This window comes from Bacillus sp. PK3-037 (assembly GCF_054161355.1).
Genome location: NZ_CP096408.1, coordinates 1,757,089 through 1,776,709 on the forward strand (window position 1 = coordinate 1,757,089; position 19,621 = coordinate 1,776,709).

General features: G+C 43.3%; 24 protein-coding genes and 1 riboswitch. Of the genes, 21 read left to right on the top strand and 3 right to left on the bottom strand.

Annotated features, from left to right (window positions below):
• Nucleotides 1-6 precede the first annotated feature (6 nt).
• The 3 genes from spoVAEA (at nt 7) to lysA (ending at nt 3,482) form a co-directional block, all read left to right on the top strand.
• Nucleotides 7-624, top strand: coding sequence for a stage V sporulation protein SpoVABEA (gene spoVAEA, locus M1D69_RS09160; protein WP_095713213.1), 618 nt, complete (start codon nt 7-9; stop codon nt 622-624).
• The gene (gene spoVAF, locus M1D69_RS09165; protein WP_069487226.1) at nt 569-2,056 is read left to right on the top strand and encodes a spore germination protein SpoVAF; all 1,488 of its coding nucleotides are present in this window, start codon (nt 569-571) and stop codon (nt 2,054-2,056) included. Before spoVAEA ends, spoVAF begins: the two co-directional genes overlap by 56 nt.
• A gap of 106 nt (nt 2,057-2,162) precedes the next feature.
• Nucleotides 2,163-3,482 carry a diaminopimelate decarboxylase gene (gene lysA, locus M1D69_RS09170; protein ID WP_458106175.1) on the top strand — a complete coding sequence of 440 codons (1,320 nt, stop codon included), beginning with the start codon at nt 2,163-2,165 and terminating at the stop codon, nt 3,480-3,482.
• 28 nt (nt 3,483-3,510) lie between these two features.
• On the opposite strand, the gene M1D69_RS09175 is transcribed toward lysA, so the two are convergent.
• The gene (locus M1D69_RS09175; RefSeq protein WP_458103953.1) at nt 3,511-4,383 is read right to left on the bottom strand and encodes a DUF1002 domain-containing protein; all 873 of its coding nucleotides are present in this window, start codon (nt 4,381-4,383) and stop codon (nt 3,511-3,513) included.
• A 256-nt stretch (nt 4,384-4,639) separates the two neighbouring features.
• Between M1D69_RS09175 and M1D69_RS09180 the strand changes: the two genes are divergently transcribed.
• The 9 genes from M1D69_RS09180 to ribT all read left to right on the top strand — a co-directional run bounded on the left by M1D69_RS09180 (nt 4,640) and on the right by ribT (nt 11,275).
• Entirely contained in the window at nt 4,640-5,071 is a 432-nt protein-coding gene (locus M1D69_RS09180) for a peptidylprolyl isomerase (protein ID WP_003223931.1), read from the top strand.
• 373 nt (nt 5,072-5,444) lie between these two features.
• Entirely contained in the window at nt 5,445-5,651 is a 207-nt protein-coding gene (locus tag M1D69_RS09185) for a zinc ribbon domain-containing protein (protein ID WP_010334793.1), read from the top strand.
• Between the two features lie 154 nt (nt 5,652-5,805).
• On the top strand, nt 5,806-6,360 hold the full coding sequence (gene sipS / locus M1D69_RS09190) for a signal peptidase I sipS (RefSeq protein WP_458103952.1): 555 nt from the start codon (nt 5,806-5,808) through the stop codon (nt 6,358-6,360).
• 236 nt (nt 6,361-6,596) lie between these two features.
• A complete protein-coding gene (locus tag M1D69_RS09195) occupies nt 6,597-6,941 on the top strand; it encodes a hypothetical protein (RefSeq protein ID WP_458103951.1) in 345 nt (114 codons plus the stop codon).
• 120 nt (nt 6,942-7,061) lie between these two features.
• Nucleotides 7,062-7,207: riboswitch (FMN riboswitch) on the top strand.
• Between the two features lie 130 nt (nt 7,208-7,337).
• Nucleotides 7,338-8,423: a bifunctional diaminohydroxyphosphoribosylaminopyrimidine deaminase/5-amino-6-(5-phosphoribosylamino)uracil reductase RibD gene (gene ribD / locus M1D69_RS09200; protein WP_458103950.1), complete on the top strand. Its 1,086-nt coding sequence runs from the start codon at nt 7,338-7,340 to the stop codon at nt 8,421-8,423.
• Between the two features lie 10 nt (nt 8,424-8,433).
• Nucleotides 8,434-9,081 (top strand): riboflavin synthase subunit alpha, encoded by a 648-nt coding sequence (ribE, locus tag M1D69_RS09205; protein WP_458103949.1) that lies wholly within the window; start codon nt 8,434-8,436, stop codon nt 9,079-9,081.
• A gap of 14 nt (nt 9,082-9,095) precedes the next feature.
• Entirely contained in the window at nt 9,096-10,292 is a 1,197-nt protein-coding gene (locus tag M1D69_RS09210) for a bifunctional 3,4-dihydroxy-2-butanone-4-phosphate synthase/GTP cyclohydrolase II (protein WP_458103948.1), read from the top strand.
• Nucleotides 10,293-10,324: 32 nt separating this feature from the next.
• Nucleotides 10,325-10,789, top strand: a complete 465-nt coding sequence (gene ribH, locus M1D69_RS09215) for a 6,7-dimethyl-8-ribityllumazine synthase (protein ID WP_024121911.1) — start codon at nt 10,325-10,327, stop codon at nt 10,787-10,789.
• Nucleotides 10,790-10,900: 111 nt separating this feature from the next.
• Nucleotides 10,901-11,275, top strand: a complete 375-nt coding sequence (gene ribT / locus M1D69_RS09220) for a GNAT family N-acetyltransferase RibT (RefSeq protein ID WP_003223910.1) — start codon at nt 10,901-10,903, stop codon at nt 11,273-11,275.
• Between the two features lie 13 nt (nt 11,276-11,288).
• On the opposite strand, the gene M1D69_RS09225 is transcribed toward ribT, so the two are convergent.
• Nucleotides 11,289-11,813: a DUF309 domain-containing protein gene (locus M1D69_RS09225; RefSeq protein ID WP_458103947.1), complete on the bottom strand. Its 525-nt coding sequence runs from the start codon at nt 11,811-11,813 to the stop codon at nt 11,289-11,291.
• 87 nt (nt 11,814-11,900) lie between these two features.
• On the bottom strand, nt 11,901-11,990 hold the full coding sequence (locus M1D69_RS09230; protein WP_024121909.1) for a YjcZ family sporulation protein: 90 nt from the start codon (nt 11,988-11,990) through the stop codon (nt 11,901-11,903).
• 214 nt (nt 11,991-12,204) lie between these two features.
• On the opposite strand from M1D69_RS09230, the gene scpA reads away from it, so the two are divergent.
• The 9 genes from scpA (at nt 12,205) to resB (ending at nt 19,612) form a co-directional block, all read left to right on the top strand.
• The gene (gene scpA, locus M1D69_RS09235) at nt 12,205-12,960 is read left to right on the top strand and encodes a segregation/condensation protein A (protein ID WP_024121908.1); all 756 of its coding nucleotides are present in this window, start codon (nt 12,205-12,207) and stop codon (nt 12,958-12,960) included.
• On the top strand, nt 12,950-13,543 hold the full coding sequence (gene scpB, locus M1D69_RS09240) for an SMC-Scp complex subunit ScpB (protein WP_458103946.1): 594 nt from the start codon (nt 12,950-12,952) through the stop codon (nt 13,541-13,543). Before scpA ends, scpB begins: the two co-directional genes overlap by 11 nt.
• A 57-nt stretch (nt 13,544-13,600) precedes the next feature.
• Nucleotides 13,601-14,140 carry a YpuI family protein gene (locus M1D69_RS09245; RefSeq protein ID WP_458103945.1) on the top strand — a complete coding sequence of 180 codons (540 nt, stop codon included), beginning with the start codon at nt 13,601-13,603 and terminating at the stop codon, nt 14,138-14,140.
• 120 nt (nt 14,141-14,260) lie between these two features.
• Entirely contained in the window at nt 14,261-15,409 is a 1,149-nt protein-coding gene (locus tag M1D69_RS09250) for a D-alanyl-D-alanine carboxypeptidase family protein (protein WP_458103944.1), read from the top strand.
• Nucleotides 15,397-15,987, top strand: coding sequence for a spore maturation protein SpmA (spmA, locus tag M1D69_RS09255; protein WP_044154898.1), 591 nt, complete (start codon nt 15,397-15,399; stop codon nt 15,985-15,987). The genes M1D69_RS09250 and spmA overlap by 13 nt, the downstream gene beginning before the upstream one ends.
• A gap of 4 nt (nt 15,988-15,991) precedes the next feature.
• Nucleotides 15,992-16,528 carry a spore maturation protein SpmB gene (gene spmB / locus M1D69_RS09260; protein WP_059352425.1) on the top strand — a complete coding sequence of 179 codons (537 nt, stop codon included), beginning with the start codon at nt 15,992-15,994 and terminating at the stop codon, nt 16,526-16,528.
• Between the two features lie 91 nt (nt 16,529-16,619).
• Complete coding sequence (gene rluB / locus M1D69_RS09265; protein ID WP_458103943.1) at nt 16,620-17,354, top strand: 23S rRNA pseudouridine(2605) synthase RluB; 735 nt, start codon at nt 16,620-16,622, stop codon at nt 17,352-17,354.
• A 93-nt stretch (nt 17,355-17,447) separates the two neighbouring features.
• Complete coding sequence (resA, locus tag M1D69_RS09270) at nt 17,448-17,987, top strand: thiol-disulfide oxidoreductase ResA (RefSeq protein ID WP_458103942.1); 540 nt, start codon at nt 17,448-17,450, stop codon at nt 17,985-17,987.
• Complete coding sequence (gene resB, locus M1D69_RS09275) at nt 17,984-19,612, top strand: cytochrome c biogenesis protein ResB (RefSeq protein WP_439024312.1); 1,629 nt, start codon at nt 17,984-17,986, stop codon at nt 19,610-19,612. The genes resA and resB overlap by 4 nt, the downstream gene beginning before the upstream one ends.
• The last annotated feature ends 9 nt before the right edge of the window (nt 19,613-19,621 follow it).

Consider the following 19,621-nt stretch of genomic DNA (forward strand, 5'->3'; position numbering starts at 1 on the left):
GCCGAGATGACGACAAAACGCAAGGTCATACTGGTAACAGACGGAGATGTGTATGCCGCTAAAACAATTGAATACGCCGCAAGAAGAGTTGGAGGGAGATGTATTTCTCAATCAAAAGGCAATCCCTCCACCCGCAGCGGCGCCGAGCTTGTCAGGCTGATTACATCAGCACCGTATGACCCTGTATTTGTCATGTTTGACGACTCCGGCCTTCAAGGAGAGGGACCGGGAGAAACCGCTCTGACCTATGTGGCCACTCATCCGGCAATTGAAGTGCTTGGTGTGATTGCGGTAGCGTCGAAAACCCATCAGGCTGAATGGACCAGGGTTGACGTAAGCATTGACCGCAATGGAGAGATAACAGAATACGGCGTGGATAAAATCGGAGAGAGGGAATTCGATGAACACAGAATGAACGGGGATACGGTCTATTGCCTTGATAAACTTGATCTGCCGCTTATCGTTGGTATCGGGGATATCGGCAAAATGGGCAGGAAAGACGATATATCGAAAGGGTCGCCAATCACCATGAAAGCGGTCGAGTTTATTTTAGAAAGGAGCGGGTATCATGCCGGACAAACAGGAAGAGAAAATCCGGGTTTATCGGAATCCAGACAAAAATGAAGCTTATTTTAAAAATCGAGTCGGAATGGGAATCAGCTATGATGTAGGTGTTCGCAAGCTTACCATTTTAGACAGAGAAGTTCAGCTGTACTATTTGAATGGATTATGTGACACTGCCTTTATCATTCACTTAATGAGAGAGCTAGTTGCCATTAACAACCGGACAGGAAAAGAGGACCCTGAAGAACTGGTCGATATCGTTGAAAACAGGCTGCTCAACGCCCAGGTCGAAAAAGTAAAAACGCTGGATGAAACCACCGACCAGGTGCTGTCCGGGTTAGTCGCAGTTATTGTCGAAGATGCAGGATTTGCTTTTATCATTGATGTCAGAAGCTATCCGGGAAGAAATCCGGAAGAACCGGATACGGAAAAGGTGGTCAGAGGCGCCAGAGACGGATTTGTTGAAAATATCGTCGTCAATACCGCGCTTCTCAGAAGACGGATCAGGGACGAACGCCTTCGCGTTAAGATGACAAAGGTCGGCGAGCGTTCAAAAACGGATCTGAGCATTTGTTATATCGAAGACATTGCAGATCCGGATCTGGTTGACATCGTGGAAAAAGAAATTGCTGCCATTGATGTCGACGGATTAACAATGGCAGACAAAACAGTCGAAGAGTTTATTATCAAACAAAGCTACAACCCGTTTCCGCTCGTCCGTTATACAGAAAGGCCCGATGTGGCGGCCAATCACGTACTTGAAGGCCATGTCGTGATTATGGTTGATACATCGCCGAGTGTGATCATCACGCCGACAACCTTATTCCATCATGTTCAGCATGCTGAAGAATACAGACAGGCTCCTTCTGTGGGAACCTTTTTAAGATGGGTACGATTTTTCGGCATTCTTGCTTCTACTTTATTTCTCCCCATCTGGTTTCTCTTTGTTCTTCAACCGGAACTGCTGCCAGAGAATCTAAAATTTATCGGGTTGAATAAAGATATGCACATCCCGATCATTCTGCAGATTTTCTTAGCTGATTTAGGAATTGAGTTTCTCAGAATGGCGGCTATTCACACACCGACCGCTTTATCTACCGCAATGGGACTAATTGCCGCGGTTCTAATCGGGCAAATTGCCATTGATGTGGGGCTGTTCTCTCCTGAGGTCATACTGTATGTCTCGCTTGCCGCTATTGGAACCTTTACGACGCCAAGCTATGAATTAAGCCTGGCAAATAAAATGGCCCGTCTTACACTTATGATATTAGTAGCGCTCTTTCATGTAAAAGGGCTCGTTATAGGATTTACTGTGCTTATTATTGCCATGGCCAGCATAAAATCCCTTCAAACCCCATACTTATGGCCGCTCATCCCGTTTAACGGAAAGGCGCTATGGCAGGTGTTGATTCGCACGGCGAAACCTGGTGCGAAAGTAAGACCAAGCATTGTTCACCCAAGAAATCGCTTAAGACAGCCTACCAATTCATAATCGCATTGAAACTGACTGAAGAGTATGATAATGTATGTCTTAATTATGAAAGGACAGTCCATAAAACTGTCCTTTTCACCCATAAGCGGAGAAAGAGGGAATGACATTGTTCTTACACGGCACTAGCAGACAAAATCAACATGGGCATTTGGAAATCGGAGGTGTGGACGCTCTCTATTTAGCTGAAACATACGGCACGCCTCTTTACGTATATGATGTGGCTTTAATACGTGAGCGTGCTAAAAGCTTTAAGCAGGCATTTATAACTGCAGGGCTGACAGCGCAGGTCGCGTATGCGAGCAAGGCATTCTCTTCTGTTGCGATGATTCAGCTTGCCGAGGAAGAAGGGCTTTCCTTAGATGTCGTGTCTGGAGGAGAACTTTACACAGCTGTTGCAGCAGGATTTCCTGCGGAGCGCATTCACTTTCACGGAAATAACAAAAGCAGGGAAGAGCTGCGGATGGCGCTTGAACACCGTATCGGCTGCATTGTGGTTGATAATTTCTATGAAATCTCGATTCTTGAAGACCTGTGCAAAGAAACTGGGCACTCAATTGATGTTCTCCTGCGGATTACCCCCGGAGTAGAGGCGCATACACATGACTACATTACAACGGGACAGGAAGATTCAAAGTTTGGTTTTGACCTTCATAACGGACAAACTGAACAGGCGATTGAACAGGTTTTACAATCAGAACACATTCAGCTGCTGGGTGTTCATTGCCATATCGGTTCGCAAATTTTTGAAACAGCCGGTTTCGTGCTAGCAGCAGAAAAAATCTTCAAAAAACTTGACGAATGGAGAGAAGCATACTCATTTGTTTCAAAGGTGCTGAACCTTGGAGGCGGTTTTGGCATTCGTTATACGGAAGAAGATGAACCGCTTCATGCCACTGAATATGTAGAAAAAATTATCGAAGCAGTAAAAACAAATGCAGCCCGCTATGGATTTGACATACCGGAAATTTGGATCGAACCGGGCCGCTCGCTTGTAGGAGACGCAGGCACAACACTTTATACAGTCGGCTCCCAAAAAGAAGTGCCGGGTGTCCGGCAGTATGTAGCTGTTGACGGAGGAATGAACGACAATATCCGTCCGGCTCTCTATCAGGCAAAATATGAAGCTGTTACAGCTAACCGTATCGGTGAAGCGCACGATAAAACGGTATCGATTGCGGGCAAGTGCTGTGAAAGCGGAGATATGCTCATTTGGGATATTGACCTGCCGGAAGTAAAAGAAGGAGATCTGCTTGCTGTTTTCTGTACAGGAGCTTATGGCTACAGCATGGCCAATAATTATAATAGAATTCCAAGACCTGCCGTTGTATTTGTAGAAAACGGAGAGGCTCATTTAGTCGTAAAAAGAGAAACGTACGAGGATATTGTAAAACTGGATCTGCCATTTAAAACGAGTGTGAAGCAATAAAAAAAGCGCCGGGAATTCGGCGCTTTTTTTATTTGAATATAGAAACAATCGCGTTCCAGATGGAAACGAAGAAATCAATGACTTTCTGGATAAAGTTCTTGCCTTCATCTGAGTCTAAAAATTTACTAATCTTATCTTTCGCTTTATCAAGCTGGTCACCGACCTGTCCCCAGTCGATATCAACATTTTTCATCTTATTGAACAAGGATACAAGCTGATCCTTTTGGCTGTCTGTCAGTGTGACGTTTAAATCGGAAGCCGCATCATCCACTTTTTTCTCAATATCGGCTTTATTGTCAGGCACACCGTTTTTAGCAAACTCTTCTTTTATTTTTGCAATCAGCGCAGCCGCATTTTCGTCACCGATTTTGTCACCAAGCTCTGAGGTCGTCACAAGCTCTTGGTTGGCGACTTGCTTAACGTCTTCAGAAATCGCTTCGTCAGAAGAAACTTCATATGCTTTAATCAAGCCTGTCAAAGCCGCAGTACCGGACACTTCAAACGGAGCGGTAACATAAACCTTCGCGTCCTTAACGCCGGCTGTCATCAAGGCATTGAGGTACATTTCATCCGTAATGCTGCTGATATTATGTGTCTCAACATTTAATCCGGAGCCTTTTTTGGCAATGGTAATAGACGATGATGAAATCGCTCTTGAGCCAATTTGCGCGCTTGGTATATATTTTCCTAAATATTCGTGTTCTTCCTTATTGGTAACGGTCACGGTTGTGGCATTATCAGGGACATTCATTTCATCAAGCACTTTTTGCTTATCTGATTCTGACAAATTTGCACCAAGTGTCACGATGACATCTCCGACTGCGGCATCCGCGAGACTGACTTTCGGAATCGTCAGCAGCAAAACGGCCGCTGCCAGCATTCCAATCCATATTTTTTTCAAAGCAGTTGACCTCCTTCATTTCACAAGCAGCAGTTAAAGCTGCTTTGCGAGGACCTGAATCATGATGAAAAATACAGTTCCGATAGGTTAGACGGAGATAGAGAGGTTCAGGTTTCATTTTTATTTTGGAGAAAAGCCGGAGAGTCGTTTTCCCCAAAAAGGTGTGGTATAATAGCCGCGACAAGGAGAGACAAGCCATAATGATGATACATAAATTTCTCCTTTGAAAATTAAAATAAAGAAAGTGGGCATACAATTGAAAACAGGTTACTTTTTATTAGAAGACGGCAACAAAATTGAATTTGAACTTTATCCGGAAGCAGCACCGGGTACAGTTGCAAACTTTGAAAAGCTTGCAAACGAAGGATTTTACGACGGCCTTACATTCCACCGAGTCATTCCAGGCTTCGTCAGCCAAGGCGGATGCCCGCACGGTACTGGCACAGGCGGTCCCGGATACACAATCAAATGTGAAACAGAAGGAAACCCGCACACACATGAAGCAGGCGCACTCTCTATGGCACACGCAGGAAAAGATACTGGCGGCAGCCAATTTTTCATCGTCCATGAGCCGCAGCCTCATTTAAACGGTGTTCACACTGTATTCGGCAAAGTAACAAGCGGTCTAGAATTCGCGAAAAACATGTCTAACGGTGACGTGATGAAAGAAGTTCGCGTAGAAGGCTAATAGGCAGGCAGAAAGCTCCCTTGATATGAGGGAGCTTTTTCTTTTCGCTCACAGCCTGATCTGGTTGTGGCAGTTAACAAACAGACGTTTTCAAGATAGAACGAGGAGACATAGAGAGATTTGGTATGAATCCTATAGTCCTCTTTATACATATTAGAGACCGTATGAAATAGATTAAACGAACCAGCAAAAAATAACAAAATGAGATTGTAAGCTAGTCCGCGTTTGTATGAGTGGAGCATTCCTTACAGTCAGATACACCCATCAGGGAAAAATTAAACAAATTTTAAAGTTGACATGTTTCATCCCAAACGGCATTTGTAGTAAAATGAAATCATATCGATGTCATTTTTTTGAAAAGGAGCTGCGTTTGATGAACAACAAGGGCTGTATAAAATGCGGAAGCACTGAAGCTGGGCAAAAAGAAATTGCCACAACTGGAACCGGATTGTCAAAGTTGTTTGATGTGCAGCATAACCGTTTTCTCGTCGTCTACTGTAAGAAATGCGGATATTCGGAGTTTTATAATAAAGAAACTTCAACTGCCGGCAATATATTGGATTTGTTCTTTGGAGGCTGATTGATTCTTCTCCAGCTTTCATTAGGAAAGGGAACAAATTGATACCGGCAGAAGAATAAATAAATGTGAAAATTCGCTTCAATGGTCCTAATGGGATTTCTTATCGATTCGTGATAACATAAATTGAAGATCGTTGTTTATTGGAGGAACTCAGTTGAAATCGGAAACCGTTTCTAAGAAAAAATCAATATTTGAATGGGCCAAAGCGATTATTATCGCAGTTGTTCTGGCATTACTCATCCGCAATTTTATTTTTGCGCCGTATGTCGTTGACGGTGAGTCCATGGAGCCTACCCTTCTTGACCATGAAAGGGTATTTGTCAATATGACAGTTAAGTACATAGGCGAGTTTAAGAGAGGGGATATCATCGTGCTAAACGGGGATGATGTCCACTATGTCAAGCGGCTGATCGGCTTGCCGGGAGACACGGTCGAAATGAAAAACGACCAGCTTTATATCAATGGAAAAAAAGTGGCTGAGCCTTATTTGAAGGCAAATAAAAAGAAAGCAAAAAATAAAGGTATTGACCATCTAACTGATGATTTCGGCCCGATCAAAGTGCCTGATAACAAATATTTTGTTATGGGTGATAACCGCCGAAACTCAATGGACAGCCGAAACGGGCTTGGACTCTTTACGAAAAAACAAATTGCGGGTACATCAAAGTTTGTTTTCTTCCCATTTAACGACATTCGTAAAACCAACTAGGTATAAGCAGTTTCCTGAAAAGGAGCTGCTTTTTTATTCTTTTTCTCATGCATCCCCTAAAACCAGAACGTAAATTCGTATATCTATAGAAAAGAAATTTTTGCAGAAATGCGAAACATATTCCCGTTATGCATCGTTATATAAATAATTTACGAGAATTTGCGGTTTTTTATTCATGAAAAAAAGGAATAACTCATATGAATGAATAGATTCATATTGGCTGGAGGTTTTTTAAAATGGGAAGAATAAAAACCAAGATTACCATTCTGTTAGTGCTACTGGTTTTGCTTGCAGGGGGGTATATGTACATAAATGATGTTGATCTGAAGGACGTTCCGACAGCGATTGGACAAACCTTGTCCTCCGAAGAAGAAGAGTATACAATCGAGGAATATCAAGTGACAAAAATTGACGGCACCGAATATCATGGAGAAGCAGAAAACGGCACGAAGATCATCTTCAACGGAAAAAAATTAAATCAAGATTTGTCTGATATAAAAGAAGGCGATAAGATCAAGGCGTACTTCAGCAAATCAAAGCGGATCGACGGTTTAATCAAGGTTGCAAAAGTAAATGATTAAGTGAAAAAACACCTTTCGGAACGATGGGTGTTTTTTTGATTTCTCAAATTGTAAGTTTATTTCATTGCGTACTTAAGAAAGGATCGCTATAATAGCCATTAAGGACAAATGAATAAAGATTGTATCCTTCGGGGCAGGGTGGAAATCCCGACCGGCGGTAGTAAAGCGACATGCGCTTTAGAGCCCGTGACCCGTGTGCATATGTACGCGGTGGATTCAGTTTAAGCTGAAGCCGACAGTGAAAGTCTGGATGGGAGAAGGATGAAGAACCGCTATGCAAAATGTATCAACATGCATAGTGTTATTTCCTATTGCGTAAAATACCTAAAACCCCGAATTTTTCTTAAATTCGGGGTTTTTTTGACGGTAAATGAATAAAGAAGGGAGGAAAAACAGATGGAAGAGTATTATATGAAACTGGCGTTGGATCTCGCGAAGCAGGGTGAAGGACAGACCGAATCGAATCCGCTCGTAGGCGCTGTTGTGGTGAAGGACGGACAGATTGTCGGGATGGGCGCCCATTTAAAATACGGTGAAGCTCACGCGGAAGTTCATGCTATTCATATGGCAGGCGCACATGCGAAAGGCGCTGATATTTATGTCACCCTTGAACCATGCAGCCATTACGGAAAAACACCGCCTTGTGCCGAACTGATTATCAAGTCCGGGATAAAGAGAGTATTTGTCGCAATGAGAGATCCTAACCCGCTTGTGGCCGGACGGGGAATCAGCATGATAGAAGAAGCCGGCATCGAAGTGAAGGAAGGCATTCTGGCAGATCAGGCGGAACAGCTGAATGAAAAATTTCTGCATTTCATGAGGACAGGCCTCCCTTACGTCACATTAAAAGCTGCCGCTAGCCTAGACGGAAAAACAGCGACCAGTACAGGTGACAGCAAATGGATCACATCAGAAGCTGCAAGACAGGATGCTCAGCAATACAGGAAATCACATCAAAGCATTTTGGTCGGAGCAGGCACTGTGAAAGCTGACAATCCAAGCTTAACCTGCAGGCTTCCGAATGTGTCAAAACAGCCGGTCAGGGTGATACTTGATACCGAACTTTCGATTCCCGATGACGCGAATGTGATTTGCGATCAGGCAGCGCCGACTTGGATTTTTACAACAACACGTGCTGATGACGAGAAGAAAAAACGGTTTTCCGCTTTTGGCGTGAAAATATTTACTCTGGAAACAGATCGTATACCAATTTCCGATGTGCTGAAAATCCTTGCGGAAGAAGGCATCATGTCGGTGTATGTGGAAGGCGGATCAGCTGTTCACGGAAGCTTCGTCAAAGCAGGCTGTTTTCAAGAGATCATCTACTATTTTGCCCCTAAATTAATCGGAGGAACGCTTGCTCCCAGCTTAATCTCCGGTGAAGGTTTTCAATCAATGAAAGATGTCCCCTTATTACAATTCACAGATATAACCCAAATTGGCCGTGATATCAGACTGACGGCAAAACTGAAAAACGAGTAGGATGGTGACCATGTTTACAGGAATTATAGAAGAAACAGGCACAATCGAATCCATGAAAAAAGCAGGCCCCTCTATGGCCTTAACAATTAAATGCTCAAAAATATTAGATGATGTTCATTTGGGCGACAGCATTGCAGTAAATGGCATTTGTCTGACTGTTACTGATTTCACGAAAAGTCACTTCACAGTTGATGTCATGCCTGAAACAGTCAAAGCAACGTCGCTGAACGATTTATCAAAAGGCAGCAAAGTGAACCTGGAAAGAGCCATGGCAGCCAACGGGCGTTTTGGGGGCCATTTCGTTTCAGGCCATGTCGACGGAACCGCAGAAATCACGCGTATTGAAGAAAAAAGCAACGCAGTTTACTATGATTTGAAAATGGATCCGTCATTAACAAAAACGTTGGTTTTAAAGGGATCTATTACCGTGGACGGCGTGAGTTTAACCATCTTTGGGCTGACAGATGATACCGTGACGATTTCTTTAATCCCGCACACCATCAGCGAAACGATTTTTTCCGAAAAAATGATCGGCTCTAAAGTGAATATCGAATGCGATATGATCGGAAAATATATGTATCGATTTTTGCATAAAGCCAATGAAAATAGGAACAAACAAACCATAACAAAAGCCTTTTTAAGCGAAAACGGCTTTTAGAGAGGAAGATTTGCATGTTTCATCCGATAGAAGAGGCATTAGACGCTTTAAAAAAAGGCGAAGTCATCATTGTTGTGGATGATGAAGACAGAGAAAACGAAGGAGACTTTGTGGCTCTTGCGGAGTATGCGACTCCTGAAGTGATTAACTTTATGGCGACGCACGGAAGAGGGCTGATTTGCACGCCTCTCAGTGAGGAAATCGCTGACAGGCTCGATCTTCATCCTATGGTTGAGCACAATACAGATTCCCACCACACTGCTTTTACAGTAAGCATTGACCACCGTAAGACAAAAACGGGAATCAGCGCACAGGAAAGATCATTTACTGTCAAAGCTTTGCTGGACAGCAGTTCAGTGCCGGCAGATTTTCAGCGTCCAGGGCACATTTTTCCGCTGATTGCGAAAAAGGGAGGTGTCCTGAAAAGAGCGGGCCATACAGAAGCGGCAGTTGATCTTGCTGAAGCCTGCGGTTCTCAGGGAGCTGGCGTCATTTGTGAAATTATGAATGAAGACGGAACGATGGCAAGGGTACCTGAGCTCATTGAAATTGCGAAAAAGCATCAATTAAAACTGATCACCATTAAGGATTTAATTGAGTACCGCTACAACTTGACAACACTTGTAGAGCGGGAAGTCGATATTACCTTGCCTACTGATTTTGGCACTTTTAAGGTGTATGGTTACACGAATGAGATCGATGGAAAAGAGCATGTCGCATTTGTGATGGGAGATGTGCCGTTTAATGAAGAACCAGTATTGGTCCGGGTTCATTCAGAGTGTCTCACAGGTGATGTGTTTGGGTCTCATCGCTGTGACTGCGGCCCGCAGCTGCACGCCGCGCTGACGCAAATTGCCGCAGAAGGCCGGGGGGTGCTCTTGTACTTGCGCCAAGAAGGCCGAGGCATCGGTTTAATCAATAAGTTAAAAGCTTATAAGCTTCAGGAACAAGGCTATGACACCGTAGAAGCCAACGAGGAGCTGGGATTCTTGCCTGATCTCCGCAACTATGGCATCGGTGCACAAATGTTACGCGATCTCGGCGTGCGGAATATGAAGCTCTTGACGAATAATCCGCGGAAAATTGCCGGACTTGAAGGGTATGGTCTCAGCATTACAGAAAGAGTGCCGCTTCAAATGGAGGCCAAAGAGCACAACAAAAAATATTTGCAAACAAAGATGAACAAACTAGGTCATTTACTTCATTTCTAATCACAAAAATCACAAAAAAGGATGGGAATCATATGAATATCATACAAGGAAATTTAGTTGGTACAGGTCTTAAAATCGGAATCGTAGTAGGAAGATTTAATGATTTTATTACAAGCAAGCTGCTGAGCGGGGCAGAAGATGCTTTGCTCAGACACGGTGTGGATACAAACGATATTGATGTGGCTTGGGTTCCGGGCGCATTTGAAATTCCTTTCGCTGCTAAAAAAATGGCGGAAACAAAAAAATATGATGCCGTTATTACACTCGGCACTGTCATCAGAGGCGCGACGACTCATTACGATTACGTCTGCAACGAAGCTGCAAAAGGCATCGCGCAAGCAGCGAACACAACAGGCGTACCTGTGATCTTTGGAATTGTCACTACGGAAAACATTGAGCAGGCCATTGAACGGGCTGGAACAAAAGCGGGCAATAAGGGCGTAGATTGTGCTGTTTCTGCCATAGAAATGGCAAATTTAAACCGTTCATTTGAATAATTTGCTGAAAACAGTTTAAAAATATGGCGAAAATGATATAATGTGAGAAAACGGATCACCTATACTTATCCGTTTGATAGAACTGGACATTTAGGATATAGAGGGGTTTTTATGTTAATTCGTTATAAAAAATCGTTTGAAAAGATTGCGATGGGACTTCTTTCGTTTATGCCAAATGAAAAAGACCTTAAGCAGCTTCAGCAGACAATTAAGGACTACGAAACGGATACAGACCGCCAGCTCTTTCTTTGGAAAGAGGACGAGGATATCGTCGGAGCAATCGGAGTTGAAAAAAAGGATTCCGAGGTTGAAATCCGGCATATCAGTGTGAATCCTTCTCATCGCCATCAAGGAATCGGAAAACAGATGATGGATGCTTTAAAGCATTTATTTAAAACGCAGGTACTGGTTCCGAATGAATTAACGCAGAGCTTTTTCGAACGCTGTCAAGGTCAGCAAGATCAAGACATTTCATACAATAATTAAGCAGAGGCTGTTATCAGCCTCTGCTTTTTTTTCTTCGTTCAATTTCTTTCTGGCGTTCACGGATGACATCAGTCCGATCCCGCAAACGATGTTTATGAATTAGAAATCTATCAGTGAGTGTGCTGGGCTGTCCCCACGTGTAAGCTTTTCGCTTGCATTCAATGCGGCATGCTTCCTTCAGCCTCTCATCTTTCATTGGCAGCATGATGCTTTTATAGGAAGATCCCAGTTCAATTTGTTCGTAAACCGACTGCATAAGCTCCAGTAAACGGATATGATCAAGCCCCAAATCTTCCACCGCTTGTTTTTCCGCTTGAAGAATCCGTATGCTGTTTGCCAGCAATCTTTTGGCCCCGGCTGTATTCTGTCTTCTGTGATGATACAAAGCAACAGCAAGCTGGATAAAGCCGACCCAAAGTATTTTTCGTTTGTTCGGAGGATCTTCCTTCCAATATTCTTCTAGTATTTCATGGCATTCAAAATAATCCCGTGTTGCGTGAAATTCAACGAGATAATCGATATAAGCTTTCGGGTACAAGATGCTTCCTCCTTTTAATCCGCCTTTAGTGTAACATAGGACAGATAAAAGGAAAAAACAGCGCATTGGATTCGCTCTTTTTTAGTTCTAGCAAATCCAAGCGGCACCTACGATAATCAGCAGAATAAACAAAACAACAATTAAAGCGAAACCGCCGCTGAAGCACTTTTCTCCCATGAACATTCAGCCTCCTTTGTTGTGGTCTACGCGAGCATCCTATGTACACCTGCCCTTTTTTGTGTAGGCGGATATCTTGTTATTTGAATATTCAGCACAAATCTCTTGAAATGCAGGAAATGAAATAGTATTGGACGAGAGCTTTTTGGTGGCTTATACTATAGGGTAGCCAGTTTATCCGGCAATGAGAGTGATACTTGAAAATGGTGAGATGATGGAAGAATATCAAGTAAAAATTGATACGTTTGAAGGCCCATTGGACCTGCTGCTTCATTTAATCAATCGTCTTGAAATTGACATATATGATATACCTGTGGCGAAGATTACTGAACAATATTTATTATATGTACATACGATGCGTGTGCTTGAGCTTGATATCGCCAGCGAGTATTTGGTGATGGCTGCCACACTGCTCAGTATTAAAAGCAGAATGCTGCTCCCGAAGCAAGAGGAAGAGCTGTTTGAGGATGAATTGCTTGAGGAAGAAGACCCGCGGGAGGAACTGATTGAAAAGCTGATTGAGTATAGAAAATATAAAGACGCGGCGAAGGAATTAAAGGAACGGGAAGAAGAAAGACAAAAATCATTCACGAAACCGCCGAGTGACTTGAGCGAATATGCAAAAGAAGTGAAACAGTCGGAGCAAAAGCTGTCAGTCACAGTCTACGATATGATTGGCGCTTTTCAAAAAGTGCTGAAGCGAAAAAAAATAACAAGGCCGATGGAAACAACAATTACAAGACAGGAAATACCAATCGAAGACAGAATGAATGAAATCGTGCACAGCCTGAAATCAAAAGGAAAAAGAATCAACTTTATGGATCTTTTTTCATATGAACAAAAAGAACATTTGGTTGTCACCTTCCTGGCTGTTCTAGAACTGATGAAAAATCAGCTGATTTTGATTGAGCAGGAGCAAAATTTTTCAGATATTTACATTATGGGGAGTGAATCCATTCATGGGGCTTGATATCGTGAATTGGAAAGCTATAGTGGAAGCCCTTCTATATGCGGCAGGCGATGAAGGACTGACCAAAAAACAGCTGTTAACAGTGCTTGAAATAGAAGAGCCTGAACTGAACACCATTATGGCGGATGTCGCAGACGATTACCGTCATGATACAAGAGGCATTGAACTTATTGAATATGCAGATACGTACATGCTTTCCACCAAAAAGGACTTTGCGCCGTACTTGAAAAAACTGATCGAAGTACCGTCGAAAGGCCTTTCCCAGGCATCTTTGGAGGTGCTGGCGATTGTTTCATATAAACAGCCGATTACGAGAGCGGAAATTGAAGATATCAGAGGCGTGAAATCAGAAAGAATTTTACACAGCCTTGTCGCCAAGGCGCTGCTGTGTGAAGTCGGACGCGCTGACGGTCCGGGACGGGCCATTTTATACGGCACGACGCCGGCTTTTCTTGAGCAATTCGGCTTAAAAACGCTGGACGAGCTTCCGCCGCTGCCTGAAAATGCGGAAGATGACGTTCTTCAAGAAGAAGCGGATTTATTCTTTGAAAACTTTAACCAAACCTTTGAAGACATAAAATAGAGATTTAATGAATCGCGCTTTTTCATCAACATAAGATATAAGGAAGAAGTAGCTATCATGAAAGAAGCAAAATGTGAGAGACAAAGACATGAGGGGAAGATACCAAACGAAATGGGACATTCGATTGTGCGAGTGCAGACTCAAAAAACAGGCGAATTCTTATCAATGGTTGTCAATACCGTTAATGATTATTTAAATCAAACCACACTGGCGTCTATGCAGGCTGAATTGCCTGTTGAAGAGGCATACTGCTGCGATGTGCTGAGCACGCTGAGAAAAATGACAGTATTTTGTGAAGGAGGCGCTGAAGCATGCCGCCGTCTCCTTATGCAAGAGCCATTTCAGGAAACCAGAGCGGAAAAAACACTTTACAATGTGTATCATCAATGCATTGAAGAGTTCTTTATGCCAAAGAAAGACACCTGGTGTGAAAACAGCCGGGCGTCATATACCGGAGTCAGCGCAATTGAGTTCTACCATGCTGTTCCGCAGTCTCTGGAGCAATTATTATTGCCGCTGAGCGCAGCGTTTCTGAAGATGAGGGAAGAACTGGCTCATTACGAAGCGTCCGGATCTAGCATGGCATCAATCAGATAAGACTTACTCTCCCTTTATGGGAGAGTTTTTTTATGTTTGCAGGCCAAGACACAATTGTTATTCATAACTGATGGACATGCGCATAAACTTGTACAAACCACCACAAGGACGTGAACAAACATGCGCATTTTTAAAAAAGCTGTATTCATCGTCATCATTTCTTTTCTATTTGCAAATGTAAATATGAACACAGCACATGCAGCTATAAATGTCAGTGCGAAGAGCGCCATTGTCATTGACGGCACATCAGGAAGAGTGTTATTTGCCAAGGACGAGCATGAAAAAAGGCGGATTGCCAGTATTACAAAGATCATGACCGCTGTTCTCGCCATTGAATCCGGAAAAATGGAAGAAACCGTGACTGTTTCTGCAAATGCGGTCAGAACAGAGGGTTCGGCCATTTATTTAACCGAAGGGCAAAAAGTAAAATTAAAGGATCTTGTGTATGGCCTGATGCTGAGATCCGGGAACGATGCTGCTGTTGCGATTGCTGAGTATGTCGGGGGAAGCCTCGATGGATTTGTCTATATGATGAACCAAAAAGCAGAACAAATCGGTATGGAAAATACCCGTTTTCAAAACCCGCACGGATTGGATGACCATGAAAATCACTACTCAACAGCTTATGACATGGCTGTTTTAACGAAATACGCCATGAAGCTCAAAGACTATCAAACCATCTCAGGCACAAAAATATACAAAGCAGAAACAATGGAAAGCGTATGGAAAAACAAAAATAAATTGCTGACGATGCTGTATCCATACAGCACTGGGGGGAAAACAGGCTATACCAAGCTTGCAAAACGCACACTCGTTTCAACCGCTTCAAAGGACGGCGTTAATCTGATAGCCGTTACCATTAATGACCCCGACGATTGGGATGATCATATGAATATGTTTAACTATGTATTTGATCATTATCAAACATATTTAATCGCAAAAAAAGGAGATATTCCGAAGCTCAAAGGTACATTTTATGAGTCTAAAGCTTTCATCAAACGGGACATCACCTATTTGCTTACCGAAGAAGAAAAAGAAGATGTCAAAATCAACACTACCCTGCTCAAACCGAAAAAAGCCTGGGAAAAGGATGTCTCAAAAATTCCGGATATTGTAGGACATATGAAAGTCATGTTCAACGATGAAACCATCGCAAAAGTGCCGATCTATTACGAAAACGAACAAAATCAAAAACCGAAAAAAAAGTTTTTTGAAACGTTTCAATCCATTTTTCTGAATGCGGCTGGCGGGGCAAAATGGTCAATATAATCTGGGTCAGCTTAACTGTGATCGGGCTAGTATTTGCGATGTGCAATGGAACGCTGCAGGATGTAAATGAGGCGGTGTTTAAAGGAGCCAAAGAAGCTGTCACAATCTCATTTGGACTTATGAGCGTGCTTGTTTTTTGGCTTGGTTTAATGAAAATAGCTGAACAGTCAGGACTGCTGGATATTTTCAGCCGTCTGTGCAGGCCTTTTATTTCTAAGCTGTTCCCTGACATACCGCCGGATCATCCCGCAATGGGCTACATTTTATCAAATCTCATGGCGAACTTCTTCGGCCTAGGGAACGCGGCCACACCTCTTGGCATTAAAGCAATGGAGCAAATGAAAAAGCTGAATGGAAACCGTTCGGAAGCGAGCCGTTCCATGATCACTTTTTTAGCTGTTAATACGTCGTGCATTACTCTCATCCCGACAACGGTTATCGCCGTGCGAATGGCCTATTCCTCCAAAACGCCGACAGATATCGTCGGACCGAGCATTTTGGCGACACTTATTTCTGGAATCGGCGCCATTATTATTGACCGGTATTTTTATTACCGCCGTAAAAAGAAGGGGAGGTAAGCCGATGGAAATTATCAACTGGCTGTCTTTAGCCATGATCCCTATTATTATTGCTGGCATTCTTCTTTATGGAACAATCAAAAAGGTGCCGACATATGAATCCTTTGTTGAAGGCGGAAAAGAAGGAATTGAGATCGCATTTTCGATTATCCCCTACTTAGTCGGGATGCTAGTTGCGATTACTGTTTTCAGATCATCAGGGGCGCTTGACTTTTTTATGGATTTTTTAAAGCCTGCCTTTTCCGCCTTCGGCATACCGGCTGAGGTGGTTCCGCTTGCGCTGATTCGTCCGATCTCCGGTACGGCTGCTCTGGGTATGACCACCGATTTAATTGCAGTATATGGACCGGACTCCTTTATTGGCAGGCTGGCATCGGTGATGCAGGGATCAACGGATACAACACTTTATGTGTTGACAGTGTATTTCGGAGCTGTCGGCATTAAAAAAATGGGTGATGCGTTAAAGGTGGGACTTCTTGCTGATTTAATCGGTGTAGTTGCATCTATCATCATCGTTACGTTATTATTTGGGAGCGCCTGAAAATGGCGTTTTTTTAGATAAAGCATGCGAAATCTGAAAAAGCTTGTTTGTTCAGGTTGAAAAAAGTAAGATAATACTTGAGGTGAAAGACATGGAAAGACTGCAAAAAGTAATTGCTCACGCCGGAGTTGCATCGCGCAGAAAGGCAGAAGAGCTGATTAAAGAAGGAAAAGTAAAGGTGAACGGCAAAGTAATAACAGAGCTTGGTGTTAAAGTCACCGGTTCTGATCAGATTGAAGTAAACGGCTTGAAGGTGGAACGTGAAGAGCCTGTTTATTTTCTGCTATATAAACCAAGAGGCGTGATCTCCGCAGCGGAAGATGACAAAGGGCGCAAAGTCGTGACGGACTTTTTAAGAGAAGTGCCGCAGCGCATCTATCCGGTCGGACGTCTGGATTACGATACAAGCGGTCTTTTGCTTTTAACCAATGACGGCGAGTTTGCCAACAAGCTGATGCACCCTAAATATGAAATAAACAAAACATATGTAGCAAAGGTAAAAGGCATACCGTCTAAAGAGCTGATCAGAAAGCTGGAGCGCGGCATTATGCTGGAGGAAGGCAAAACAGCGCCTGCCAAAGCGAAGCTGCTTTCATTGGATAAGAAAAAACAAACAAGCATTATACAGCTGACCATCCATGAAGGACGGAACAGGCAAGTGCGCCGCATGTTTGAAGCAATCGGACATGAAGTAATCAAGCTGAAGCGGGAAGAATACGCATTTTTAAATCTGGGAGGCTTAAATACGGGAGACGCAAGAGAGCTTACGCCGCACGAAGTCAAAAGACTCCGAGCGCTAGCGGAACACGGTAAAAACGCTTTCTAAGTTTCACATAACCTTCAAAAAGTTAGAAATGTGAAATGATTGTGAAATGATATAATTGAATGGATCTGCAATAGGGGAAGGGGGCAGTGGACAATGAAGAAAAAAAGGCGTTTATTCATTCGGACAGGCATCCTTCTCGTTTTAATCTGCGCGCTGGGCTATACCATATACAATGCTGTATTTGCCGACAAAGAGAGCATATCCGAAGGGTCCGAGGCACCGAATTTTGTCCTTGAAGATACGAATGGGGAACGTATTGAGCTGAGTGATTTAAAAGGAAAAGGTGTTTTTTTGAATTTCTGGGGCACCTGGTGTGAGCCGTGCAAAAAAGAATTTCCTTATATGGCGAACCAATACAAATATTTTAAAGACCAAGGCGTTGAAATTGTCGCGGTAAATGTTGGGGAGTCAAAGATAGCAGTACATAATTTTATGAAATCCTACGGAGTAAATTTTCCGGTTGTCCTGGATACAGATCGTCAGGTTCTTGATGCCTATGGCGTATCTCCGCTTCCGACAACCTTTTTAATCAATCCGGAAGGAAAAGTTGTCAAGGTGGTGACCGGCACTATGACAGAAAGCATGATCCATGACTATATGAATCTGATAAAACCCGGAGCGACTTCGGAATGAAGCAGATAAAATGTGAATGCGGACATATCAACCCGGTCGGAACCGTTTTATGTGAATCGTGCGGCAGGGCGCTTCAGGAAACGCAGCCCCCGCTTGCTGATATGAGATACGATGGAAGTGCGAGACGTTCACAAACTTATAACAAAACGTTCATTGATAAAATATGGAACTTCTTTTCTTCGGTTAAGGTCGGAATATGGCTTATCGTCATAACCCTTGCAGCATCAGCATTCGGGACGATTTTTCCTCAAGAAGCCTATTTGCCCCCCGGCGCTCAGGCTGATACATATTATAAAGAACAATACGGCACGTTCGGCCAGCTTTATTATTTACTCGGGTTCCATCATTTATATGGATCTTGGTGGTATTTGCTGCTGATTGCCTCTATCGGCATTTCTCTTGTCATATGCAGCCTTGACCGTGTGATTCCCCTGTACAGAGCATTGAAAAATCAGGGGGTCAGGAGAAGCCCTGTTTTCTTAAAAAGGCAGCGGCTGTTCAGTGAAACGGAGACCGAGTTCAACCTTGAAGAAAAAGAAAAGATTGTGACTCTCTTAAAGAAAAAGCGTTATAGAATACGAGAACAAGAGGGCAGCATTCTGGCGGAAAAAGGGCGTTTTTCCCGCTGGGGTCCGTATGTCAATCACATAGGATTAATCATTTTCCTGATTGGCGCAATGCTGAGATTTGTGCCGGGCATGTACGTCGATGAAACGCTCTGGGTCAGAGAAGGCGAAACTGCGGCAATTCCAGGCACAGACGGAAGATATTATTTGAAAAACAATCAATTCAGCGTAGAGACCTATAACAGCAAAACGGAAAAAAAGGTATTCGCAGATGCGATTGACAGAGTCGGGGACGGGAAAGTAACAAAGAGCTTTCAAACAGATGCCGTACTCTACAAGAGAGAAGGAAAAATTGTTTATGGCGAGAAGCCGAAGCTGAAAAAAGTAACAGAAGAGGACATTCGTGTCAATCAGCCGCTGCGTTTTGATTCTTTTTCCGTTTACCAGGTGAGTTATAAAGAGAATCAGCTCGATCAGATGGTGTTTCAGCTGATTGACAAAAAATCAAAAAAATCCTTTGGGAGCTTAAAGATCAACCTATTGGATCCCGATTCGGTTTATGATCTTGGTAACGGTTACAAAGTTGAGGTCGCCAGCTACCTTCCTGACTTCTATTTTAATCAGGACGGAGAGCCGAGCACGAAAACAAAGATCCCTAACAATCCGGCTTTTGTCTTTAATATCATAACGCCGGACAAACCGAAGGGTGAGAAAAGCTTTGTCGCCATCCAAGAAACAATCGAAGGCTCAGACAGCAATAAATATAAGCTGAAGTTTGACCATGTCGAAACGAAAAACATCACCGGTCTGACAGTCAGAAAAGATCTGACGCTTTGGGTGCTTGCCATCGGCGGAGCCATTTTTATGATTGGCGTCATTCAAGGAATGTACTGGCAGCACCGCAGAATCTGGCTGCATACACAGGAAGGTGCAGTCATGGTTGCCGGCCATACCAATAAAAACTGGTACGGACTGAAGCGGGATTTAGAATTTGTTTTAGCCGATACGGGGCTGACTGAACCAGCAGACCAAAAAGAATTAATGAAAACACAGAAATAGGCAAAAAGG